This window comes from Microbispora sp. NPDC049633 (assembly GCF_040675265.1).
In the GTDB taxonomy this organism is placed as follows: Bacteria; Actinomycetota; Actinomycetes; order Streptosporangiales; family Streptosporangiaceae; genus Microbispora; species Microbispora maris.
Genome location: NZ_JBFAOO010000070.1, coordinates 18,185 through 35,286 on the forward strand (window position 1 = coordinate 18,185; position 17,102 = coordinate 35,286).

Annotated in this window: 13 protein-coding genes; 5 read left to right on the forward strand and 8 right to left on the reverse strand. The window is 72.0% G+C overall.

Annotated elements, in window-relative coordinates; all coding sequences use genetic code 11:
• Window positions 1–47 precede the first annotated feature (47 nt).
• Window positions 48–515 (reverse strand): hypothetical protein, encoded by a 468-nt coding sequence (locus tag AB0J39_RS19595; protein WP_363466502.1) that lies wholly within the window; start codon window positions 513–515, stop codon window positions 48–50.
• A 414-nt stretch (window positions 516–929) separates the two neighbouring features.
• Here AB0J39_RS19595 and AB0J39_RS19600 point away from each other — a divergent pair, with 414 nt between their 5' ends.
• Both AB0J39_RS19600 and AB0J39_RS19605 read left to right on the forward strand, forming a co-directional pair.
• Complete coding sequence (locus AB0J39_RS19600) at window positions 930–1,169, forward strand: hypothetical protein (RefSeq protein WP_363466505.1); 240 nt, start codon at window positions 930–932, stop codon at window positions 1,167–1,169.
• Window positions 1,170–1,682: 513 nt separating this feature from the next.
• Window positions 1,683–2,084 (forward strand): hypothetical protein, encoded by a 402-nt coding sequence (locus AB0J39_RS19605; protein ID WP_363466507.1) that lies wholly within the window; start codon window positions 1,683–1,685, stop codon window positions 2,082–2,084.
• A gap of 156 nt (window positions 2,085–2,240) precedes the next feature.
• On the opposite strand, the gene AB0J39_RS19610 is transcribed toward AB0J39_RS19605, so the two are convergent.
• The gene (locus tag AB0J39_RS19610; protein ID WP_363466510.1) at window positions 2,241–4,262 is read right to left on the reverse strand and encodes an N-6 DNA methylase; all 2,022 of its coding nucleotides are present in this window, start codon (window positions 4,260–4,262) and stop codon (window positions 2,241–2,243) included.
• A 144-nt stretch (window positions 4,263–4,406) separates the two neighbouring features.
• Between AB0J39_RS19610 and AB0J39_RS19615 the strand changes: the two genes are divergently transcribed.
• Together AB0J39_RS19615 and AB0J39_RS19620 are read left to right on the forward strand one after the other, a co-directional pair.
• On the forward strand, window positions 4,407–4,886 hold the full coding sequence (locus tag AB0J39_RS19615; protein ID WP_363466513.1) for a hypothetical protein: 480 nt from the start codon (window positions 4,407–4,409) through the stop codon (window positions 4,884–4,886).
• A gap of 18 nt (window positions 4,887–4,904) precedes the next feature.
• Complete coding sequence (locus AB0J39_RS19620; RefSeq protein WP_363466515.1) at window positions 4,905–5,798, forward strand: hypothetical protein; 894 nt, start codon at window positions 4,905–4,907, stop codon at window positions 5,796–5,798.
• Window positions 5,799–5,824: 26 nt separating this feature from the next.
• On the opposite strand, the gene treZ is transcribed toward AB0J39_RS19620, so the two are convergent.
• From treZ to AB0J39_RS19645, 5 genes are all read right to left on the reverse strand, one after another.
• Window positions 5,825–7,522 carry a malto-oligosyltrehalose trehalohydrolase gene (gene treZ / locus AB0J39_RS19625; RefSeq protein ID WP_363466517.1) on the reverse strand — a complete coding sequence of 566 codons (1,698 nt, stop codon included), beginning with the start codon at window positions 7,520–7,522 and terminating at the stop codon, window positions 5,825–5,827.
• A gap of 29 nt (window positions 7,523–7,551) precedes the next feature.
• Window positions 7,552–9,762: a malto-oligosyltrehalose synthase gene (treY, locus tag AB0J39_RS19630; RefSeq protein WP_363466520.1), complete on the reverse strand. Its 2,211-nt coding sequence runs from the start codon at window positions 9,760–9,762 to the stop codon at window positions 7,552–7,554.
• Window positions 9,763–9,984: 222 nt separating this feature from the next.
• On the reverse strand, window positions 9,985–12,138 hold the full coding sequence (gene glgX / locus AB0J39_RS19635) for a glycogen debranching protein GlgX (protein ID WP_363466522.1): 2,154 nt from the start codon (window positions 12,136–12,138) through the stop codon (window positions 9,985–9,987).
• A gap of 333 nt (window positions 12,139–12,471) precedes the next feature.
• Window positions 12,472–13,239 carry an MBL fold metallo-hydrolase gene (locus tag AB0J39_RS19640; RefSeq protein ID WP_363466524.1) on the reverse strand — a complete coding sequence of 256 codons (768 nt, stop codon included), beginning with the start codon at window positions 13,237–13,239 and terminating at the stop codon, window positions 12,472–12,474.
• 54 nt (window positions 13,240–13,293) lie between these two features.
• The gene (locus AB0J39_RS19645; protein WP_363466527.1) at window positions 13,294–13,665 is read right to left on the reverse strand and encodes a helix-turn-helix domain-containing protein; all 372 of its coding nucleotides are present in this window, start codon (window positions 13,663–13,665) and stop codon (window positions 13,294–13,296) included.
• Between the two features lie 76 nt (window positions 13,666–13,741).
• On the opposite strand from AB0J39_RS19645, the gene AB0J39_RS19650 reads away from it, so the two are divergent.
• Window positions 13,742–14,599, forward strand: a complete 858-nt coding sequence (locus tag AB0J39_RS19650) for an SDR family oxidoreductase (RefSeq protein WP_363466530.1) — start codon at window positions 13,742–13,744, stop codon at window positions 14,597–14,599.
• On the opposite strand, the gene AB0J39_RS19655 is transcribed toward AB0J39_RS19650, so the two are convergent.
• A partial coding sequence (locus AB0J39_RS19655) for an AAA family ATPase (RefSeq protein ID WP_363466533.1) occupies window positions 14,600–17,102 on the reverse strand: 2,503 nt, incomplete at its 5' end.

Sequence of the window (17,102 nt, forward strand, 5' to 3'; positions counted from 1 at the left end):
GGCCTCTGGGTCCACCGGATCGGGCCGCGGTGACGGCCGCGCGGGAGTCAGCCGCAGTTGCCCCACTTCAGGCGGCCACCGCTGGCGATCTCCCCGTCGACGCGCGTGTCGGCGATCGTGCCGTAGTACTTCACGCACTTGTCCCTGGCGCTCAGCTTCACCGGGCCGGCGTAGTACTTGTACTTCTTCGCGTGGTCGATCTTCTCGGCCGTCCTCGTGCCGGACAGCCGCACCATGAGCTGGGCGGTGGCCCTGGTGGGCGTGCCGACGTACTTCGACTTGATCGTGACGACGCAGTTCTGGGCCGTCCTGCGGTTGTAGAGCAGGTAGACGTACCCGAAGACCTCCCCCGACCGGGTCTTCACGGCTCGGCTGCCGTCACTGACCCTGCCGAAACCGGAGCCGCACACCCCCTCCGGGGTGTAGCCGGCGGAGATCGCGTATGCCGGGTTGGCGACGAGTCCTCCGACGGCCAGCGCCGCTGCGACGACGACCGTACTCGCGGACTTGCGCATCCGTTGTCCTTTCCCAACCGCCGCCCTCCGTCCGGGCGGCGTCCAGGGTGATCATCCTTGCGGATCATCAACCGGGACATGACCGAAACAGTCAAATTGGGCAAGGCCAATCACGTCGGCGCCGGAGGGCGGCCTCCACGAGCGCCCGTGTGCCGGAGCCTTCTCCTGACCACCGCACGACCTCCTGGGCCGCCGGGCCCAGCGGTGTGTGTCAGGGGGGATCTCAGGGTGATCCCGGACGACACGGTGATCGATCTGGCTAGAGTTACGAAGCATTGATCGCGACGCGGACGACTCCGACGGCTCCGGCTTTCGGGCCGGCCGACAACCCGATCACGCTCGGCGGGCGGGACAGGTACGGAAGCCCTGGATCCCGCAGTATGTGATCACCACAACGCGCTATCAGGAGTGAGTGTGGCCAGGCCAGAACGCGAATTCAGCCACTTCGCCAACACCCGGCACAGAAACTGGACGATCATCGGAGTCGCCGATGCGCCGGACCACGCGGAGGTGCGGTCGGTCGAGATCTTCCAGGGTCCGGACGGCAACGAACCGCGACTGGTGCTCTCCCCCGAAGAGGTGCCCCAGTTCGTCGCGGGCCTCATCGCCACGGTCATGCCCGGCGACCTGACAGCGGAAGCGGAAGACGACTGAGCGATGTCATCGGAATCGCGGTTCAGGTGACCGCCGCACTGGCACCGTGCGCCGAGCTCGTCCTGTGAGCGCTTTCCCGGCAGGTCGAGCCAGACGTACTGCTCCTGCGGCACCTTCCGCGCGTCGCACGTCACGTGGACGGGCACCGCCCTCCGGCCACCCCTCCGCGCCGCCGGTTTTCCGCGTATTGAAAGTTTCACCGACGGCGTCATACGGACGACGGTGATTATGTGGCTGTGAGCGCCACATCGCACCGCGTCATGCGGCCTGGACCAGCCTGTTGACCGCCGGGTGAGGTCGCACCCGATTTAAGGGCTGCGCGGAACTCGCTATTCACCTGCTTGCACCGGAGCAGGGGGCGGCCGGTGCTGCGAATGGGCCTGTCCGGCCCGCCGCCATTGTGTGATCCTCCCCTCGAGAAGAGACATCCCGCGGCGTCTCGGGCGCGTCACCCGCGCCTGCGGATTGCCACCGGCAGTAGGGAGAGATGGCTACGTGAAACCCCATCGTGGAATGCGTGCTCTCGCACTAGGCGCGGCGGTGGCCCTGGCGCTCGGCGCGTCCCCCGCTCAGGCGGCGACCGCGGACAACCCGTTGCCGGTCCTCTGGTGCGACATCACCATCACCAACCCGACCCAGTTGTACACGAGCTACGTTTACGCCTACGTCGAAGTCAAGTGCAACCGGAACGTCACGGCCATCGGCGGATACCTCTCCCTGTACCGAGACGGCACCTTCCTGGGCTACGAAGAGATCCGTCTGTACAACACGGCTTACGCCTACAAGCTCAACATGGTGAGCTGCGTGCCCGGCAACTACCACGTCATGGGCTACGGATGGGCCAACCTCAACGGCGGACCGCACGCCTTCGACAAGCGCGTCGCCACCACGCCGATCCCCATCACCTGCACCTGAGCTCCATCTCAGCCGGACACCGACCGGCCTCCGCGAGCCGGGACGAACCTGTCCACCGGCGCCTTCCCGCCCGTGAGCGATGCGCTCCCGGGCGGGCGGCATCTCACCGATTACGGCCCGGCGACCGACCAGACGAAGTCGACGTGTCTCTGGTGGTTACCCCCACTGCGCGCCGTGCCCATCGTCGTCCGCCGGTGCGATCACGCCGTGGGTGAGACCGTCGGCCATCAGCCTGACCAGGTCCTCTCCGAGCGCCGCCGCCTCGCGCAGAGCCGTGCGGAACTCGGCCAGGCGCCGGAACGCCTCGCCGTACCGGCGTTGCTCCTCCATCGGCAGCAGCGGCACCTCGGCACGCCGTACGTCCACCCGGTAGCGCGACGACATGGCGCTGTAATGGCGCACATTGATGGACGCGCAGAGGAAACCGGCGAGGAAGTCCGGGTCGAGCACCTCGGGGTCGGGCCGTAACAGCGACAGGTACGGGCCGAGCAGCGCGTCGCCCTTCGCCAGCACCCGCGCGACCGGGATGGTCACGACCTGGGGCACCACGACGTCACCGGGCCGCGTGACGATCCACCTCGCCCCGGCGTGCTCCGAAGACCCCGTCGCGGACCGCCCTTCGAGCACGTCCTCGACGGTGAGCACCGGCGCCTCCCGCGGGGGTTCCTCCCCCGGCCGGGCCGGCGTCTGCTGTTCCAGGACGAGCATGCCGCGCCGCACCAGCTCGGGCAGCGGGACCGGGGCGAACTCCTCCGACGGCGGCCGGCCCGCCACGGGCATCAGCCCGGCGATGGTCCCGAGCAGCCCGGCGAGCCGCGAGCGGGCTCCGGCGATCCGCTCCGGCGACAGGTCGTCGGCCGCCGTGGACAGGTAGCGGGCGGGGGTGAGGTCCACGTCCTCGTCGAGCAGGTCGACGAGCGGCACCGACCTGCTGACCCCCGGCTCGTCCAGCTCGCGCCCCGCGCCGAACTCGCGCCACGCCTCGACGGCCACCCGGGCGTAGTCGTCCGGCCTGCCGGAGGTGTCGACCATCAGCACGCGGCTCGGCGCGCCCCCCTCGGACGGCTGACAGAGGATCCACAGCGTCAACCCGACCGCCACGTTGGGCACGGTGCCCTGCGGGAGCGTGATGATCGCGCGCAACGCGCCGCGCCGCAGCAACTGGGACCTGATCCGCCGGCCCGACCTGCGGCTGGCCACGGCCGGGGGCATGAGGAGCACGGCCACGCCTCCGGGCGCCAGGTGCGCGAGCACGTGCTGCACCCAGGCCAGCTCGGGCTCCACGCGCGGCGGCAGGCCGTACTCCCACCGGGGATCTGCCGTCAGCTCCTCGTATCCCCAGTTACGGTCGTTGAACGGCGGGTTGCACACCACCGCGTCGACGAACTCGCCGGGGAAGGCGTCCGCGCGCAGCGAGTCTCCCGCCCTGACCCGCGCGTTGTCGCAGCGCAGCGCGAGCCGTACGGAGGTGAGCCGGGCGGCCACGGGATCGACGTCCTGGCCGAGCAGCCGGGCCCCGGGCGAGCGCTCCAGCGCGCGGCCGAGGATGCGGCCCGAACCGCAGGCCGGGTCGAGCAGCGAGTCGAACCCGTCGCCCACGAGGTCGAGCGAGAGCGAGACGATCTCGACCGGGGTGGAATAGACGCGCCGGGTGTGCACCTCGAAGTACCGCTCGCGCAGGAACTCGAAGGTGTCACGGGCGCCGCGCTCGGCGGCCAGCCGGGCGATCGCGCGGACCAGCGGCACCCGGGTCACCGGAACGGTCTCGGGAAACGCCTCCGCGCCGGCGGTCTTCGCGCACGTCGCGCGCACCCGGGCCGGGAGTTCCCGCGCGACCGTCCCGTCGTCGGCGGCCGAGAGCCCGTCCCAGTCCTCCGCCTCGTGCTGCACGTACACGAGAAAGGCCCCGAGGTCGGCGATCAGGTCGGCGAGGTCGTCGTCGTCGGCGGTCGCGCGCAGGTCCTGCCAGAGCCACTCGTGCGCGGGAAGCTCCCTGTCCTCGGCGTGGCCGCGCAGCCACTCCCGGATCTCCGCCAGGGAGAACACCGGGCTGGTGGACGTACCTCCCACGGGCTCGGGGAAGTCGTCGTGCCGGCGCCGCCAGTTGCTGACCGCCGCGCGTCCCACGCCGGCCAGGCGGGCGATGTCCGCCGCGGTGACCTGTACGTCTCGCCGCACGTCGCTTCGCCTTCCCAGTCGTCCGATCAGACCGGACCATATCCGATGCACCGGACACGGGCAACGTCCCGGTAAGGGCTGGTTGATTCCGTCAACACATGCTCTAATGGACGCCAGGAGTCGTTATGGAAGGGAGCCAGGATCGTGAGCACCCCCACCACGCGCCTCAGGTCGCTGCGCCGCGGGCGCGCGATCCATCTCCTGGACATCGAGAACCTGGCCGGGACCGCCTGCCCGGCGACTCACGACGTACATCAGGTCATGAACGCCTACCAGCGGACGGTGCCGGTCGGGCCGCTGGACCAGTTCATCGTGGCGGTCAACCACAACGCGCTCGTCTCCGTGGGGATCGCGCTGCGCGGCGTGCAGTTGCTGGCCCGCTCGGGACGCGACGGCGCCGATCAGGCCCTGGACGAGGCGGCCCGTACGGCGCGGTTGGACCTGCGGTTCGAGCGGGCGGTGATCGGGTCGGGCGACGGATACTTCGCCGACCTGGCCCTCTGGCTGGCGGGCCGCGGCCTGCACGTCACCGTCGTCGCCCAGCGTGCCTGCCTGAGCTGGCGGCTCTACACCGCGGTCCCCGACACCGTCACCTTCGAGCTGCCCGTCGCCCAGGCCGCCTGATCACAGCCCGAGCGAAGCGTGCGTCGGTCGGATCTCACCGGTCCCCACGGCTGGGCAGGCCTGCTTCTGGAGCTGGAGCGTCCCGCCCGGCCCGCGCTGCGCGTCGAGGTCGCACCCGGCAGGCGCCTGGCGATCGTCCAGAACGACGAGCCTGTCCTGCTCGCCCGCGTCGACGGCCACTACTACGGGATCGACTACCTGCGCACCGAGCGCTTCCGCTCCCCCCTTCGTCCGCTCCGCGCCGGCGAGAGCCGGCGGATCCACGATCCTCCCGGTGCGCCCGCCGCCCGGTGGGCGCATCGCTTCGCCGGCGAACTCCTCGCCGCCGGGCCACTGCACGCCGGCCGGTGGACCATCAGGACGGAGGTACGCGGCCTCGATGTCCGCCCGGGCCTGGTGCGGCACGAGCATCCTGAGGGGTATCTCGGCCGGTTCTCCAGCGGCGCGGGCGAGGTGGTCCCGCTCCGTGAGCTGCCCAGCCCGGACGACGGCCGCGTCAAGGCCTACCGCAGGCAGGCTCGTGACGGGACCCTGCCGCCGGTCCTGCTGTGGTGGATCAGCGGCCTCACCGCCTACGTCGTCGTAGACGGCCACGACCGGCTGGTCGCCGCCCTCGCCGAGGGCGAGGAGCCCCCGTTCCTGGTGCTGCTCCGCACCCACGACCGGCCGCTCGACGCCGAGGCGTCCGTGCGGGAGTACCGGCGGCAGGTCACGTCCGTCGAGCGGGAGGTGGTGCGGGGCACCCCCGGCGCCCCTCAGGCTCTTACCGGTCTCCACCGCACCTGGGTCCGCGCGTTCGACCACCTGGCCAATGGGCCCGCTCCGACTCGCGCCTGGCCGATGCCGGGCGGCCGGACCGCCTGGACGTGTCTCGCCGCCGTGTTCGGCGACAGGACGCATCCGTGGCTCTGACCCGCACGCCCCGCGTCGCGGCCGGCTCAGACCTCCGCGATGGCCAGGGAACGGCCGGGCAGTTCCAGAGCCTCTCCGGTGAGACGGGCGGACTTGTCGGACGCGAGCAGGATCCGTGACGCGGCCAGCCGTACGGGGACCGGGCCGTCGGCGAAGTTGGCGGCGACCCGCAGCGAGCCGCGCTCGATCACCACGACGCGCCGGTCCTCGTCCACCTCGACCCGCACCCTCTCCAGACGGGGATCGGTGAGGTCGGGGTGGGACCGGCGCAGGGCGATCAGGTCGCGGTACCAGCCCAGCAGCGAGGCGTGCTCGTCCTTCGACAGCTCCTCCCAGTCGAGCTTGGAGCGCAGGAACGTGTCCTCGTCGCCCGGCTCGGGGGCCTTCCAGTCGTAACCGAAGCCCTCGAACTCCTTCCTGCGCCGTTCGCCCTCGCCCTCCGCCAGGTGCGGCTCGAAATGGTCGGTGAAGAAGTAGAACGGCGTCGTCGCCCCCCATTCCTCTCCCATGAACAGCATGGGCGTGAACGGCGAGGTCAGCAGCAGCCCGGAGGCGAGGCGGAGCTGCTCGGGCCGCATGCGGTCGCCCTCGGGCCGGTTGCCGATCTGGTCGTGGTTCTGGGCGCAGCAGACGAACCGGTGGCCTGGGATCCCGGTCGCCGGCCTGCCGTGGGAGCGCCCCCGGAACGACGAATAGGTGCCGTCGTGGAAGTATCCCCTGGTCAGCACCTTCGCCAGGGACGACAACGTGGCGAAGTCGCCGTAGTAGGCGTTGGTCTCCCCGGTGACGTTCGCGTGGATGGCGTGGTGGACGTCGTCGTTCCAGCTCGCGTGCATGCCGAGGCCGCCGGCCTCACGCGCGGTGACCATGCGCGGGTCGTTGAGGTCCGACTCGGCGATGAGCGTGAGCGGCCTGCCCACGGCGGTGGACAGCGCGTCGACCTCGGCCGACAGCTCCTCCAGGAAGTGGACCGCCCGCTTGTCGTGCAGGGCGTGCACGGCGTCGAGGCGCAACCCGTCGACGTGATAGTCGCGCAACCACTGCAGGGCGTTCTCGATGAAGTAGCGCCGGACCTCGTCCGACCCGGCCCCGTCGAGGTTGACCGCGTCGCCCCAGTAGGACCCCTTCGCGTCGTGGAAGTACGGCCCGTACTTGGCCAGGTAGTTGCCCGAAGGACCGAGGTGGTTGTAGACGACGTCGAGGATGACGCCGACACCGGCCCGGTGGCAGGCGTCCACCAGGCTCTTCAGCCCGTCCGGCCCGCCGTACTCCTCGAAGACCGCGTAGAGCTCGACACCGTCGTAGCCCCAGTTGCGCTTGCCCGGCACGGGCGGCACCGGCATGATCTCGACGAAGTCGACGCCGAGATCCACCAGGTGCTCCAGCCGGTCGGCCACTCCCCGGAAGGTGCCCTCGGGCGAGAACGTGCCGACGTGCAGCTCGTAGATCACCGCGCCGCGCAGGTCGCGGCCGAGCCAGTCCTGGTCCCTCCAGGTGAACCTGTCGTGGTGGTAGACCCGGCTCGGGCCGTTCACCCCGTAGGGCTGCCGCCGCGTCCTCGGGTCGGGGAACGGCCCCTCGCCGTCCACGTGGAAGGCGTAGTCGAGGTCGTGCTCGTCGCCGGGGGCGGTCCACCAGCCGCCCTCGCCCCGTGTCATCGCGTGCCGGGAACCGCCGTGCTCGACCTCGATCCGCTCCGCCGCCGGCGCCCAGACCTCGAACATGCCTCATCTCCCCCTATCGAACGAAGCCGTCAGCCCTCGAGAATCGCGACCGGGTACGCGGACAGCAGATCGGCCATCCGCACCTGCCCGGTGTGCTCCGCGCCGGTGAGCAGGTCGCGCCAGCGCCCCGGCGGCAGCGTGATCGTCTCGCTCCCCCAGCCGCCCCTGCGCTCCAGCCCGACCGGCAGCCGGGTCGCGACCACGACCGCGGCCGTCCCCTGCCCGGGGACTCCCCGGGTGAACGCCACCGCGTGCTCCCCCGCCTCGACCGGCGCGTACGGCGCCTCGGGGTCGAGCCGCTGCCGCAGGCCGAGTGCGGCGGCGGTGACGCGGATCTTCTGCCCGTCCCAGCTGTCGTCGGGCTCGGCCAGCAGCCGGCGGCGCCGCTCGAAGTCGACCGGCCGCCGGTTGTCCGGGTCGACCAGGGAGAAGTCGGTGATCTCGTTGCCCTGGTAGACGTCCGGGATGCCCGGCATGAGGAGCTGCACGGCCTTCTGCCCCAGCGAGTTGACCCGGGCGTACCGGTCCACGACCTCGGTGAACGCGGCGACCGAGTAGCCACAGGCGTCCATGGCCCGCCGGGCGAAGTCCCTGATCCCGTCCTCGTACGCCGGGTCGGGGTTGAGCCAGGAGATCGCCGTCTTGGCCTCGCGCGCGGCCTTGAGCAGGTAGTCGGTGAAGCGGTCGAGGGAGATCGGCCAGGCCGCCATCAGCGACTGCCAGGCGAGGTAGTCGAGCTTGGGATCGAACGACACGGCCGCGGCCCAGGAGTCGACGGCCATCGCCCACTCCTCGGGCATCTCCGACAGCACCGCCAGGCGGGCGCGCACGTCCTCCGACCGCTTGGTGTCGTGGGTGGACAGCGTGGTCATCGTCCGCGGCGGCAGGCCCGCGCAGAATTCGTGGAACTCGGCCGCCGACACGCCGAACCTGTCGGGCTCGCCGCCCACCTCGTTGAGGCAGGCCAGCGGATACCACCGGTAGAGCGCGGTGTCCTCGACGCCCTTGGCCATGACCGGCCCGCAGGTCTGCTGGAATCGGGTGACCGCCTCGGGCGGGCCGTACAGGACGAGGTTGGCCGCCTTGGCCACCGCGTCGGGGTCGGTCCGGGTGGCCGCCGGCGCGGCCGCCTCCTGGATGATCGCCTCGGAGGCGGCGGACGGCTGCTCGCCCGGGTTCACGTACGCCCGGTAGACGGGCATCGCGGCCAGCAGCTCCACGACGGCCTCGCGCAGCGCCGGATCGCCGAGGTCGTCGGTCAGCCGGTCGACCTCCCCCGTGAAGAACAGGTCGAGGACGTGCTTCTTGGCGTCGTGACGCACGGTCTCGTAGTCGTCGCGCACGCCGGTGTGGCGGCCGAACGTCTCGATGAGCGCGTCGCGGCCGGCCGGGTCGACGAACAGCCGGGTGATCATGTTGAGCGCGTCGTAGCCGGTGGTGCCGTCGCACGACCAGTCGGCGGGCAGTCGCTCGCCGTCGATGAGGATCTTCTCCACCCACAGCGGGCCGGGCACGTGCGGACGCAGCCGCCGCAGGTAGCCGCGGGGGTCGGCCAGGCCGTCCGGGTGGTCGACGCGCAGGCCGTGGATCAGCCCCTCCTCGATGAGGCGGAAGGTGACGGCGTGGGTGGCCTCGAAGACCTCGGGGTCCTCCACGCGCAGGCCCATCAGCGACGACACGTCGAAGAACCGCCGGTAGCCGGGGCTCTCCCGCCAGTGGGCCAGCCGGTAGTGCTGGGCCTCCAGCAGTTCCGGCAGCGGCAGGTGCTCGGTGCCGGGCCTGATCGGGAACGCGTGGTCGTGGTAGCGCAGCACCCGGCCGTCCACGCCGTCGTCCACACGCAGCGCCTCGTCGGCGTCGTCGCCGAGCAGCGGCAGGGTGACCGGCCACTGGAAGTCGAACCACCGGGAGGCCGGCGACCCCGGCCCGTCCCGCAGCGCCGCCCACAGCTGGGCGTTGTCCGACTCCGGCACCGGCACCGTCATGTGGTTGGGCACGATGTCGGACACCAGCGGCATGCCCTCGGCCGCCAGCGCCCGCAGGCCCTCCTCCCCGCCGAACTCCTCGCGTACGCGGCCGTGGTCGGTCACGTCGTACCCGTGCTGGGAGTCCGGGCAGGCCTGGAGGATCGGCGACAGGTAGAGATGGCCCACTCCCAGCTCACGGAGGTAGCCGACGAGGCTCGCGGCCTGGGCGAATCCGAAGTCAGGCGTCAGCTGCACCCGATAGGTAGAAGTCACCGAACCGCCTTTCACAGCGCGTTCCCGGAGGTCGTTTACATAGTGCCCGTCACGGGCGCGCCCCTGCCACCGCCGAGGCCGGCAGGCGCGCCGGACTGGAACCCCTCTTGCCCGGTGCGACGCGCGCTAACACCGAAGGCACTCTATTGCGGCATCGCCGCTGGTCAGGACCGTAGCCGGGCCGCGCGCGGCGACATCCCCGCGCGGGCCCGGCTCGGACGGTCAGACGCGGCGCAGCACCCGCACCGAGCGGCCGCTCACGGGCACGGCCTCGCCGGCCCGGCACACGCGCGACTCGCTCAGCACCGGCATCGCCGTGTCCAGTTCGGTCGCCCACAGCTCGCCGTAGTCGTCGGGGATCGTGAACTTGATCACCTCGTGGTGGGCGTTGAACAGCAGCAGGAACGAGTCGTCGCTGATCCGCCGGCCGCGGCGGTCGGGCTCGGTGATGGCGTCGCCGTTCAGGAACACCGCCAGCGCCTTGGCGTAGCCGTTGGTCCAGTCGGCGTCGGTCATCTCCGTGCCGGACGGCGTGAGCCAGGCGATGTCGCTCAGCTGGTCGTGCGAACCGCGTACGGGCCGGCCGTAGAAGAAGCGGCGGCGGCGGAAGACCGGGTGGTCGCGGCGCAGCCGGGCCAGGCGCCGGGTGAAGTCGAGCAGCTGGCGCTTCTCCCTGGTGCCCGCGTCGTCCCCGGTGGTGGAGTTACGGGCGCCGGCCTCCAGGATCGTGCCCCAGTCGACCCAGCTGATCTCGTTGTCCTGGCAGTAGGAGTTGTTGTTGCCCTGCTGGGTGCGGCCGATCTCGTCGCCGTGCGACAGCATCGGCACGCCCTGCGACAGGAACAGCGTGGCCAGGAAGTTGCGCTTCTGCCGCTCGCGCAGCTGCGCGACCGGGCCGGTCGCCGGGCCCTCGACCCCGCAGTTCCACGAGCGGTTGTCGTCCGCGCCGTCCCGGTTGTCCTCGCCGTTGGCCTCGTTGTGCTTGCCGTTGTACGACACGAGGTCCTGCAACGTGAACCCGTCGTGGCAGGTGACGAAGTTGATCGAGGCGGCCGGACGGCGGCTGTCGTCCTGGTAGAGGTCGCTCGACCCGGTGAGGCGGCTGGCGAACTCCGGCAGCGCCGCCGGCTCGCCCCGCCACAGGTCCCGGATCGTGTCGCGGTAGCGGCCGTTCCACTCGGTCCAGCGGGCCGGGAAGTTGCCGACCTGGTAGCCGCCGGGGCCGACGTCCCACGGCTCGGCGATGAGCTTGACCTGCGACAGCACCGGGTCCTGCTGGACGAGGTCGAAGAACGCGCTCAGCCGGTCGACCTCGTGCAGCTCGCGGGCGAGGGAGGCCGCGAGGTCGAAGCGGAAGCCGTCCACGTGCATGTCGCGCACCCAGTAGCGCAGCGAGTCCATGATCAGCTGGAGCGCGTGCGGGCTGCGCATGAGCAGGCTGTTGCCGGTGCCGGTGGTGTCCATGTAGTACCGCCGGTCGTCCTCGACCAGCCGGTAGTAGTTCGCGTTGTCGATGCCGCGCATGGACAGGGTCGGGCCGAGGTGGTTGCCCTCCGCCGTGTGGTTGTAGACGACGTCGAGGATCACCTCGATGCCCGCCTCGTGCAGGGCCTTGACCATCGCCTTGAACTCCAGCACCTGACCACCGCGCTGCCCCGAGCTGGAGTACGCGTTGTGCGGCGCGAAGAAGCCGATCGTGTTGTAGCCCCAGTAGTTGGACAGCCCCCGCTTCTCCAGCATGTGGTCGGTCACGAACTGGTGGACCGGCATGAGCTCGATCGCCGTGACGCCGAGCGAGGTCAGGTGGTCGATGATCTCCGGGTGGCCCAGGGCGGCGTACGTGCCCCGGATCCGCTCGGGGATCTTCGGGTGGCTTATCGTCAGGCCCCGCACGTGGGCCTCGTAGATCACGGTGTCGTGGTACGGCGTGGCCGGCGGCCGATCGTGCCCCCAGCCGAAGAACGGGTTGACGACGACCGACCTCGGCACGTACGGCGCCGAGTCGCTGTCGTCCCGGCTGTCCGGCTCGCCGAAGCGGTAGCCGTACACCGCCTGATCCCACTGCACCGAGCCGTCCACCGCCTTGGCGTACGGGTCCAGCAGCAGCTTGTTGGGGTTGCAGCGCAGGCCGTCCCCGGGCGAGTACGGCCCGTGGACGCGGTAGCCGTACCGCTGGCCCGGCCCCACACCGGGCAGGTAGCAGTGCCAGACGAAGCCGTCCACCTCGCTCAGCGGCACGCGTTCCTCGCTGCCGTCGTCGTCGAACAGGCACAGCTCGACCCGCTCGGCCACCTCGGAGAAGAGCGCGAAGTTGGTGCCCGCGCCGTCGTACGTCGCTCCGAGCGGATAGGAATCCCCCGGCCAGATCTCCCTCACTGGACCTCCTCGCCCGCCGGCGCGGCGGTCATGCCGGGACGGGCCCGGAGCCCACCGGCTCTATGGTCGCGCTCGCTCGCGGTCCGTGCCCTTCCCGGAACCCCGCGCGCGAGATCGTGATGCTGAGTGTCGTTCACAAGACATCGTGCCTGCCCAGAAAAGGCTCCGACAGTCCCGCCACGTTAACTGCGTGTATGGCAACGGGTTGAACCGGCCATCAGTGCGCAAAGCGCCGGTGACCTGGCCCGACGCGGGAGCGCGGAGGGCGGCCGGCCCGCCGCGCGGCCGCCCCTCGCCCGCCGGGGTCCGCGGCAGCCTCAGCGTGCCGGAGCCTCAGCGTGCCGGACCCTCAGCGGGACCGGGTGCCCCGGCGAGGCCGCGTACGGCGTCGATCACCCGGGCGACGCGGTCCCCGGTCGCGGTCGGCCCGTGGGCCGAGGCGATCGCGATGATCTCCATGGCCGCGAGCCGGTCGACGTACCGGCCGAAGATCCCCGGGTCGAGCCAGCGGTGCCAGGGGCTGAGCCCGGCGCCGAACCCGCGCACGGCCTCCAGATAGTCCTCCAGACGGAGATCTCCGGCGTCCGCCGTCGCCACCGACGCCTCGGCGCCGAAACAGTCGGCCGCCCAGTAGACGCCGCTGCGGTCGTCGTACAGGCCGCGGGTCGCCGGCGCGTCGTAGAGCGGGGGCCGCACCGCGGTCAGCCGCCGGTCGCCCGCGTCGAACGACTCGTCGTCGGCGATCCGGCGCGTGCGGCCCGGCGGCGGCGCGAAACCGCCTGCCGAGCCGGAGCGCACGGGGGCGCCGGTGACCAGCGTCGCCGCCGGGCACATCTCCAGGGCGACCTCCAGGTTGCCCGCGTGGTCGGGGTCGTCGTGGCTCAGGAAGATCCACCGCACGTCGCGCGGCTCCACTACCGAGAAGACGTCCTCGGTCCAGCGCTCGCGATGCCCGGCCGCGCCGGTGTCCACGATCACCGGCTCGCGTCCGGTGATGATCATCGAGTTGGTGTGGGCGTATCCCGCCGCGACCGGTTCGATCACCGGGACGAGCACCACGTCGGGCGCGATCCGCCAGGGACCTGTCAGCTGTGTTTCCATGCCCACAGGCTCTGCGGACGGTCTTGTTCCGAACTTGGCGCGGGCTTGCCCGCCTCAGCGCGCCTCGTGGCGTTCCCGGGCCGCGACGACCTCGGGCATGCGCTCCTCCGTCCAGGAGATGAGGGGGAGCAGGCGTTCGGCGGCCTCGCGGCCGAGCGGCGTGAGGCTGTACTCGACCCGGGGCGGGATCGTGTGCTCGGCCTCCCGCAGCACCATGCCGTCGCGTTCGAGTGCCTGGAGGGTCTGCGACAGCATCTTCTCGCTCACCCCGTCCACCCGGCGGCGCAGGGCGTTGAAGCGATAGGGCCCTTCGTACAGGGCCGCCAGCGCCAGGATCGCCCACCGGCCGGTGATGGTCTCCAGCACCGTGCGCGATGTGCACCTGCGCGAGAAGACGTCGGCGACGAGGTCCTCGAACTCCTCCATGCCCGCCAGCTTACGCTTTCGGAGTACTTTCTGATAGAAAGCACTAACCCATAGAAAGTACTAAAGAGGAGAAACCATGATTGTCGTGACCGGGGCGACCGGGCATCTGGGCCGTCTGGTGATCGAGGAGCTCGCCGCGCGCGTCCCCGCCGCGCGGATCGTGGCGGCGGTGCGCAGCCCGGAGAAGGCGGCCGACCTGGCCGGGCGCGGCGTCCAGGTGCGTGAGGCCGACTACGACCGCCCCGCCACGCTGGGGCCGGCCTTCGAGGGCGCCGCGAAGGTCCTGCTCATCTCCGGCAGCGAGCCCGGCCGGCGACTCGCCCAGCACCAGGCCGTGGTGGACGCGGCGAAGGCGGCCGGGGTGGAGTCGGTCGCCTACACGAGCATCCTGCACGCCGACACCACTCCGCTGGGCCTCGCGCCCGAGCACCGGGCGACCGAGGAGTACATCCGCGCGAGCGGGCTGTCCTTCACCTTCCTGCGCAACGGCTGGTATCACGAGAACTACGTCGCGACGGCCCGGCAGGGCGCGCAGCACGGCGTCATCGCGGGCAGCGCCCGCGACGGCCGCGTCGCCTCGGCGGCGCGGGCCGACTTCGCCGCCGCCGCTGCCGCCGTCCTGACCGGAGAGGGACACCGGGGCGCCGTGTACGAGCTGTCGGGCGACGTCGCCTGGAGCCTTCCCGAGCTGGCCGGCCTGGTCGCCGAGCTGTCCGGCGCCCCGGTCGAGTATCGGGACCTGCCCGTCGCCGAGTACGCCAAGGTGCTGGAGGCCGCCGGCCTGCCCGGGCCGGTCGCGGCCATGTTCGCCCAGACCGACGCCGACATCGCCGACGGCTGGCTCGGCGACACCCCCGGCGACCTGTCCCGCCTCATCGGCCGTCCCACCACGCCGCTGCGCGACACCCTCGCCGAAGCCCTCAAGAACGGGTGATCACACGCGAGCGAGCAGGTCCAGGATCGGCTTCTCGTACAGGGTGACCCCGGAGCGGCGGACGAGGGCGAGCGCGTCGCGCAAATGACCCCGCGCGGTGTCGAGGTCGTCGCGCACGAGCGTCAGGCGGGCCAGGCACAGGTCGGTCACCGACCAGCCGAGCAGACGGCCCCGATGCGGCAGGAGCAGGTCGTGCAGCACCGGCGCCGCGCCCGTGTCGCGCAGCTCCAGGCACGCCTCGCTCAGCAGGTCAGGAATGAACCGGTAGGCGAGGTCGCCCCGCATGCCGGCGAAACCGTCGGCGGCCAGACCGGCGAAGACCTCCAGGGCCTCGTCCCTCCTGCCGAGGTCGAGCAGAACGGCGCAGCGCAGCACCCGCCATCCGGGCTCGCCGGGCCGCGCCGGCGCCTCCTCCACCAGTGCCAGCGCCGCCGCCGCGTCACCCCGCGCACGCGCGGCCAGGCAGCGGAAGACGGCGGCGCGGCTCTCGGCGTGGTCGCGGCCCAGCGCGCCCTCCGGATGGAGCCGGGCCGACTCCTCCGCCTCCGCCAGGGCACGGGCGGTGTCACCGCGGAGATGTGCGTGGATGGCCGACAGCCAGGCGGTGAGGCTGAGCAGGGCGGGCTGGCGGATCCGGCGGGCGGTGTCCGACAGCCACGTCAGCAGCCGGGCCGCCCGCTCCAGCTCGCCCTGTTTGACCAGCTCGACGTGCTCGGCCTCCCGGGCCAGCCACTCCGCCACCAGGTCGCCGGTCCGGCGGGCGACCTCGGCCATCTCGTCGATGGCCGCCTGCCGCTCGGCCTGGCCGGCGACCCCCCGCGAGAGGATCTCGTACGCGCTCAGCGCCCGCAGCAGCGGTCCGTCGTCGCCCCGCCTGCGAGCCTCCCGTACGGCCTCGGCCGCCAGCGCGACGCTGTCCTCGACCGGCCGGGTGAACGACCCCGTGATGGCGAAGGCCGCCAGGAGCTGGGACCGCCACGGCGAACCCTCCCCCTGGCTCCGCAGCGCCCGCTCGATGCGCCCGGTCAGCGGCCCTCCCGCGGCCCATTCCTCGTACATCGCCCACGACAGCGGATCGGAGAACCCGAGCGCGGCGCGGGCCAGCCGGCCGTCATCCCCGAGAGCGTCGGCGATCTCGGCCGCCTCCTCCAGCGTGACGTGGACCTGCGCGCTCATCCCGGCCGCCGACTGCGCCTCGGCGAGACCGAGCAGCAGGTCGCACCGCAGCTCCCGGTCGGGCACCGGAAGCTGGCCGGTGAGGGCGACGGCGTGCCGCAGGTGCTCGGCCGCGTCCTCGTAGGCGAACTGGGCCATGGCGTGGGCGGCCGCCTGCCGGGCGTACTCGATCGCCTTGGCCGCCATGCCGGAGATGACCAGGCCCTCGCGGTAGTGGTGCGCCAGCTCGGCCAGGTGCGTGCCGCGCCGTTCCAGCACGGCCGCGATGCCGGCGTGCAGACGGCGCCTGCGCAGCGGGGCGAGGCCGTCGCGCAGCACGTCGCGGACGATGTCGTGGGCGAACCGGTAGACGAGGTCGTGCTCCGTGAGCAGGCGCGCCCGGACTGCCGCGTCGAGCACGTCGAGCACCTCGTCGCGCGGCACGTCCATCACGTCCCGCACCACATCGAGCAGGACGTCCAGCGGGGCGTCGCGGCCCAGCAGCGCCGCCGCCGACAGGACGCCGGACGCGCCGGGCGGCATCGCCGCCATCCTGCCGCGCAGCACGTCGGCGACCGCGCCCGGCGCCTCGCCGCCGTCGAGATGGACGAGCTCGCCGAGGAAGAAGGGGTTTCCGCCGGTCCGCCTGGCCACCTCGGCCGCCCGCGTGGCGTCCGCGCCCGCCCGCCGCAGATACTCGGCGATGGCGTCCTCGCCCAGGCCGTCCAGCGTGATCCGCTCGACGTGCGGGAGCCGTACGAGGGTGGCGAGTGTCCGGGCCAGCGGTCCGCCGACCTCCGTGTCGCGGTAGGTCGCGATCACGGTCAGGTCCGGGCACGCCCGCGTCGTGGCGAGGAACTCCAGCAGCCGCAGGGACGAGGCGTCGGCCCACTGGAGGTCGTCGAGGACGACGAGCACCCTGCCGTTCACCCTGCCGTGCGCGGCGGCGTGCTCCGCGACGAGCCGGGCGAACGCGTCGTACAGCGCGAACTCCCCGGTCGCGCCGAGCATCTCGGCCAGTTCGCCGTGCCGCCCGGTGAGGTGGCGCACAGCCTGGGCCCAGGGCCAGAACGGCGGCGCGCCCGTGCCGTCCCAGCAGCGGCCGAACACCGCCACCGGCGCGTGCGCCGCGGCGTCCTCCGCCAGGCTGGTCTTGCCGATGCCCGGCTCCCCCGCGACGAGCACGACGCGCGTGCCGTCCCCGGCGACGGCGCGGCGCAGCACGGCTGATTCGGCCGCCCGGCCGATGAGGGCTCCCTCCCGCTGTCCGGGATCCGGGTCCGCCTCGGTGACCGGCGCGGCGGGGCTCACGACGGCCGCCGGGGCGGGGGCATGAGGAGTAGCGGGC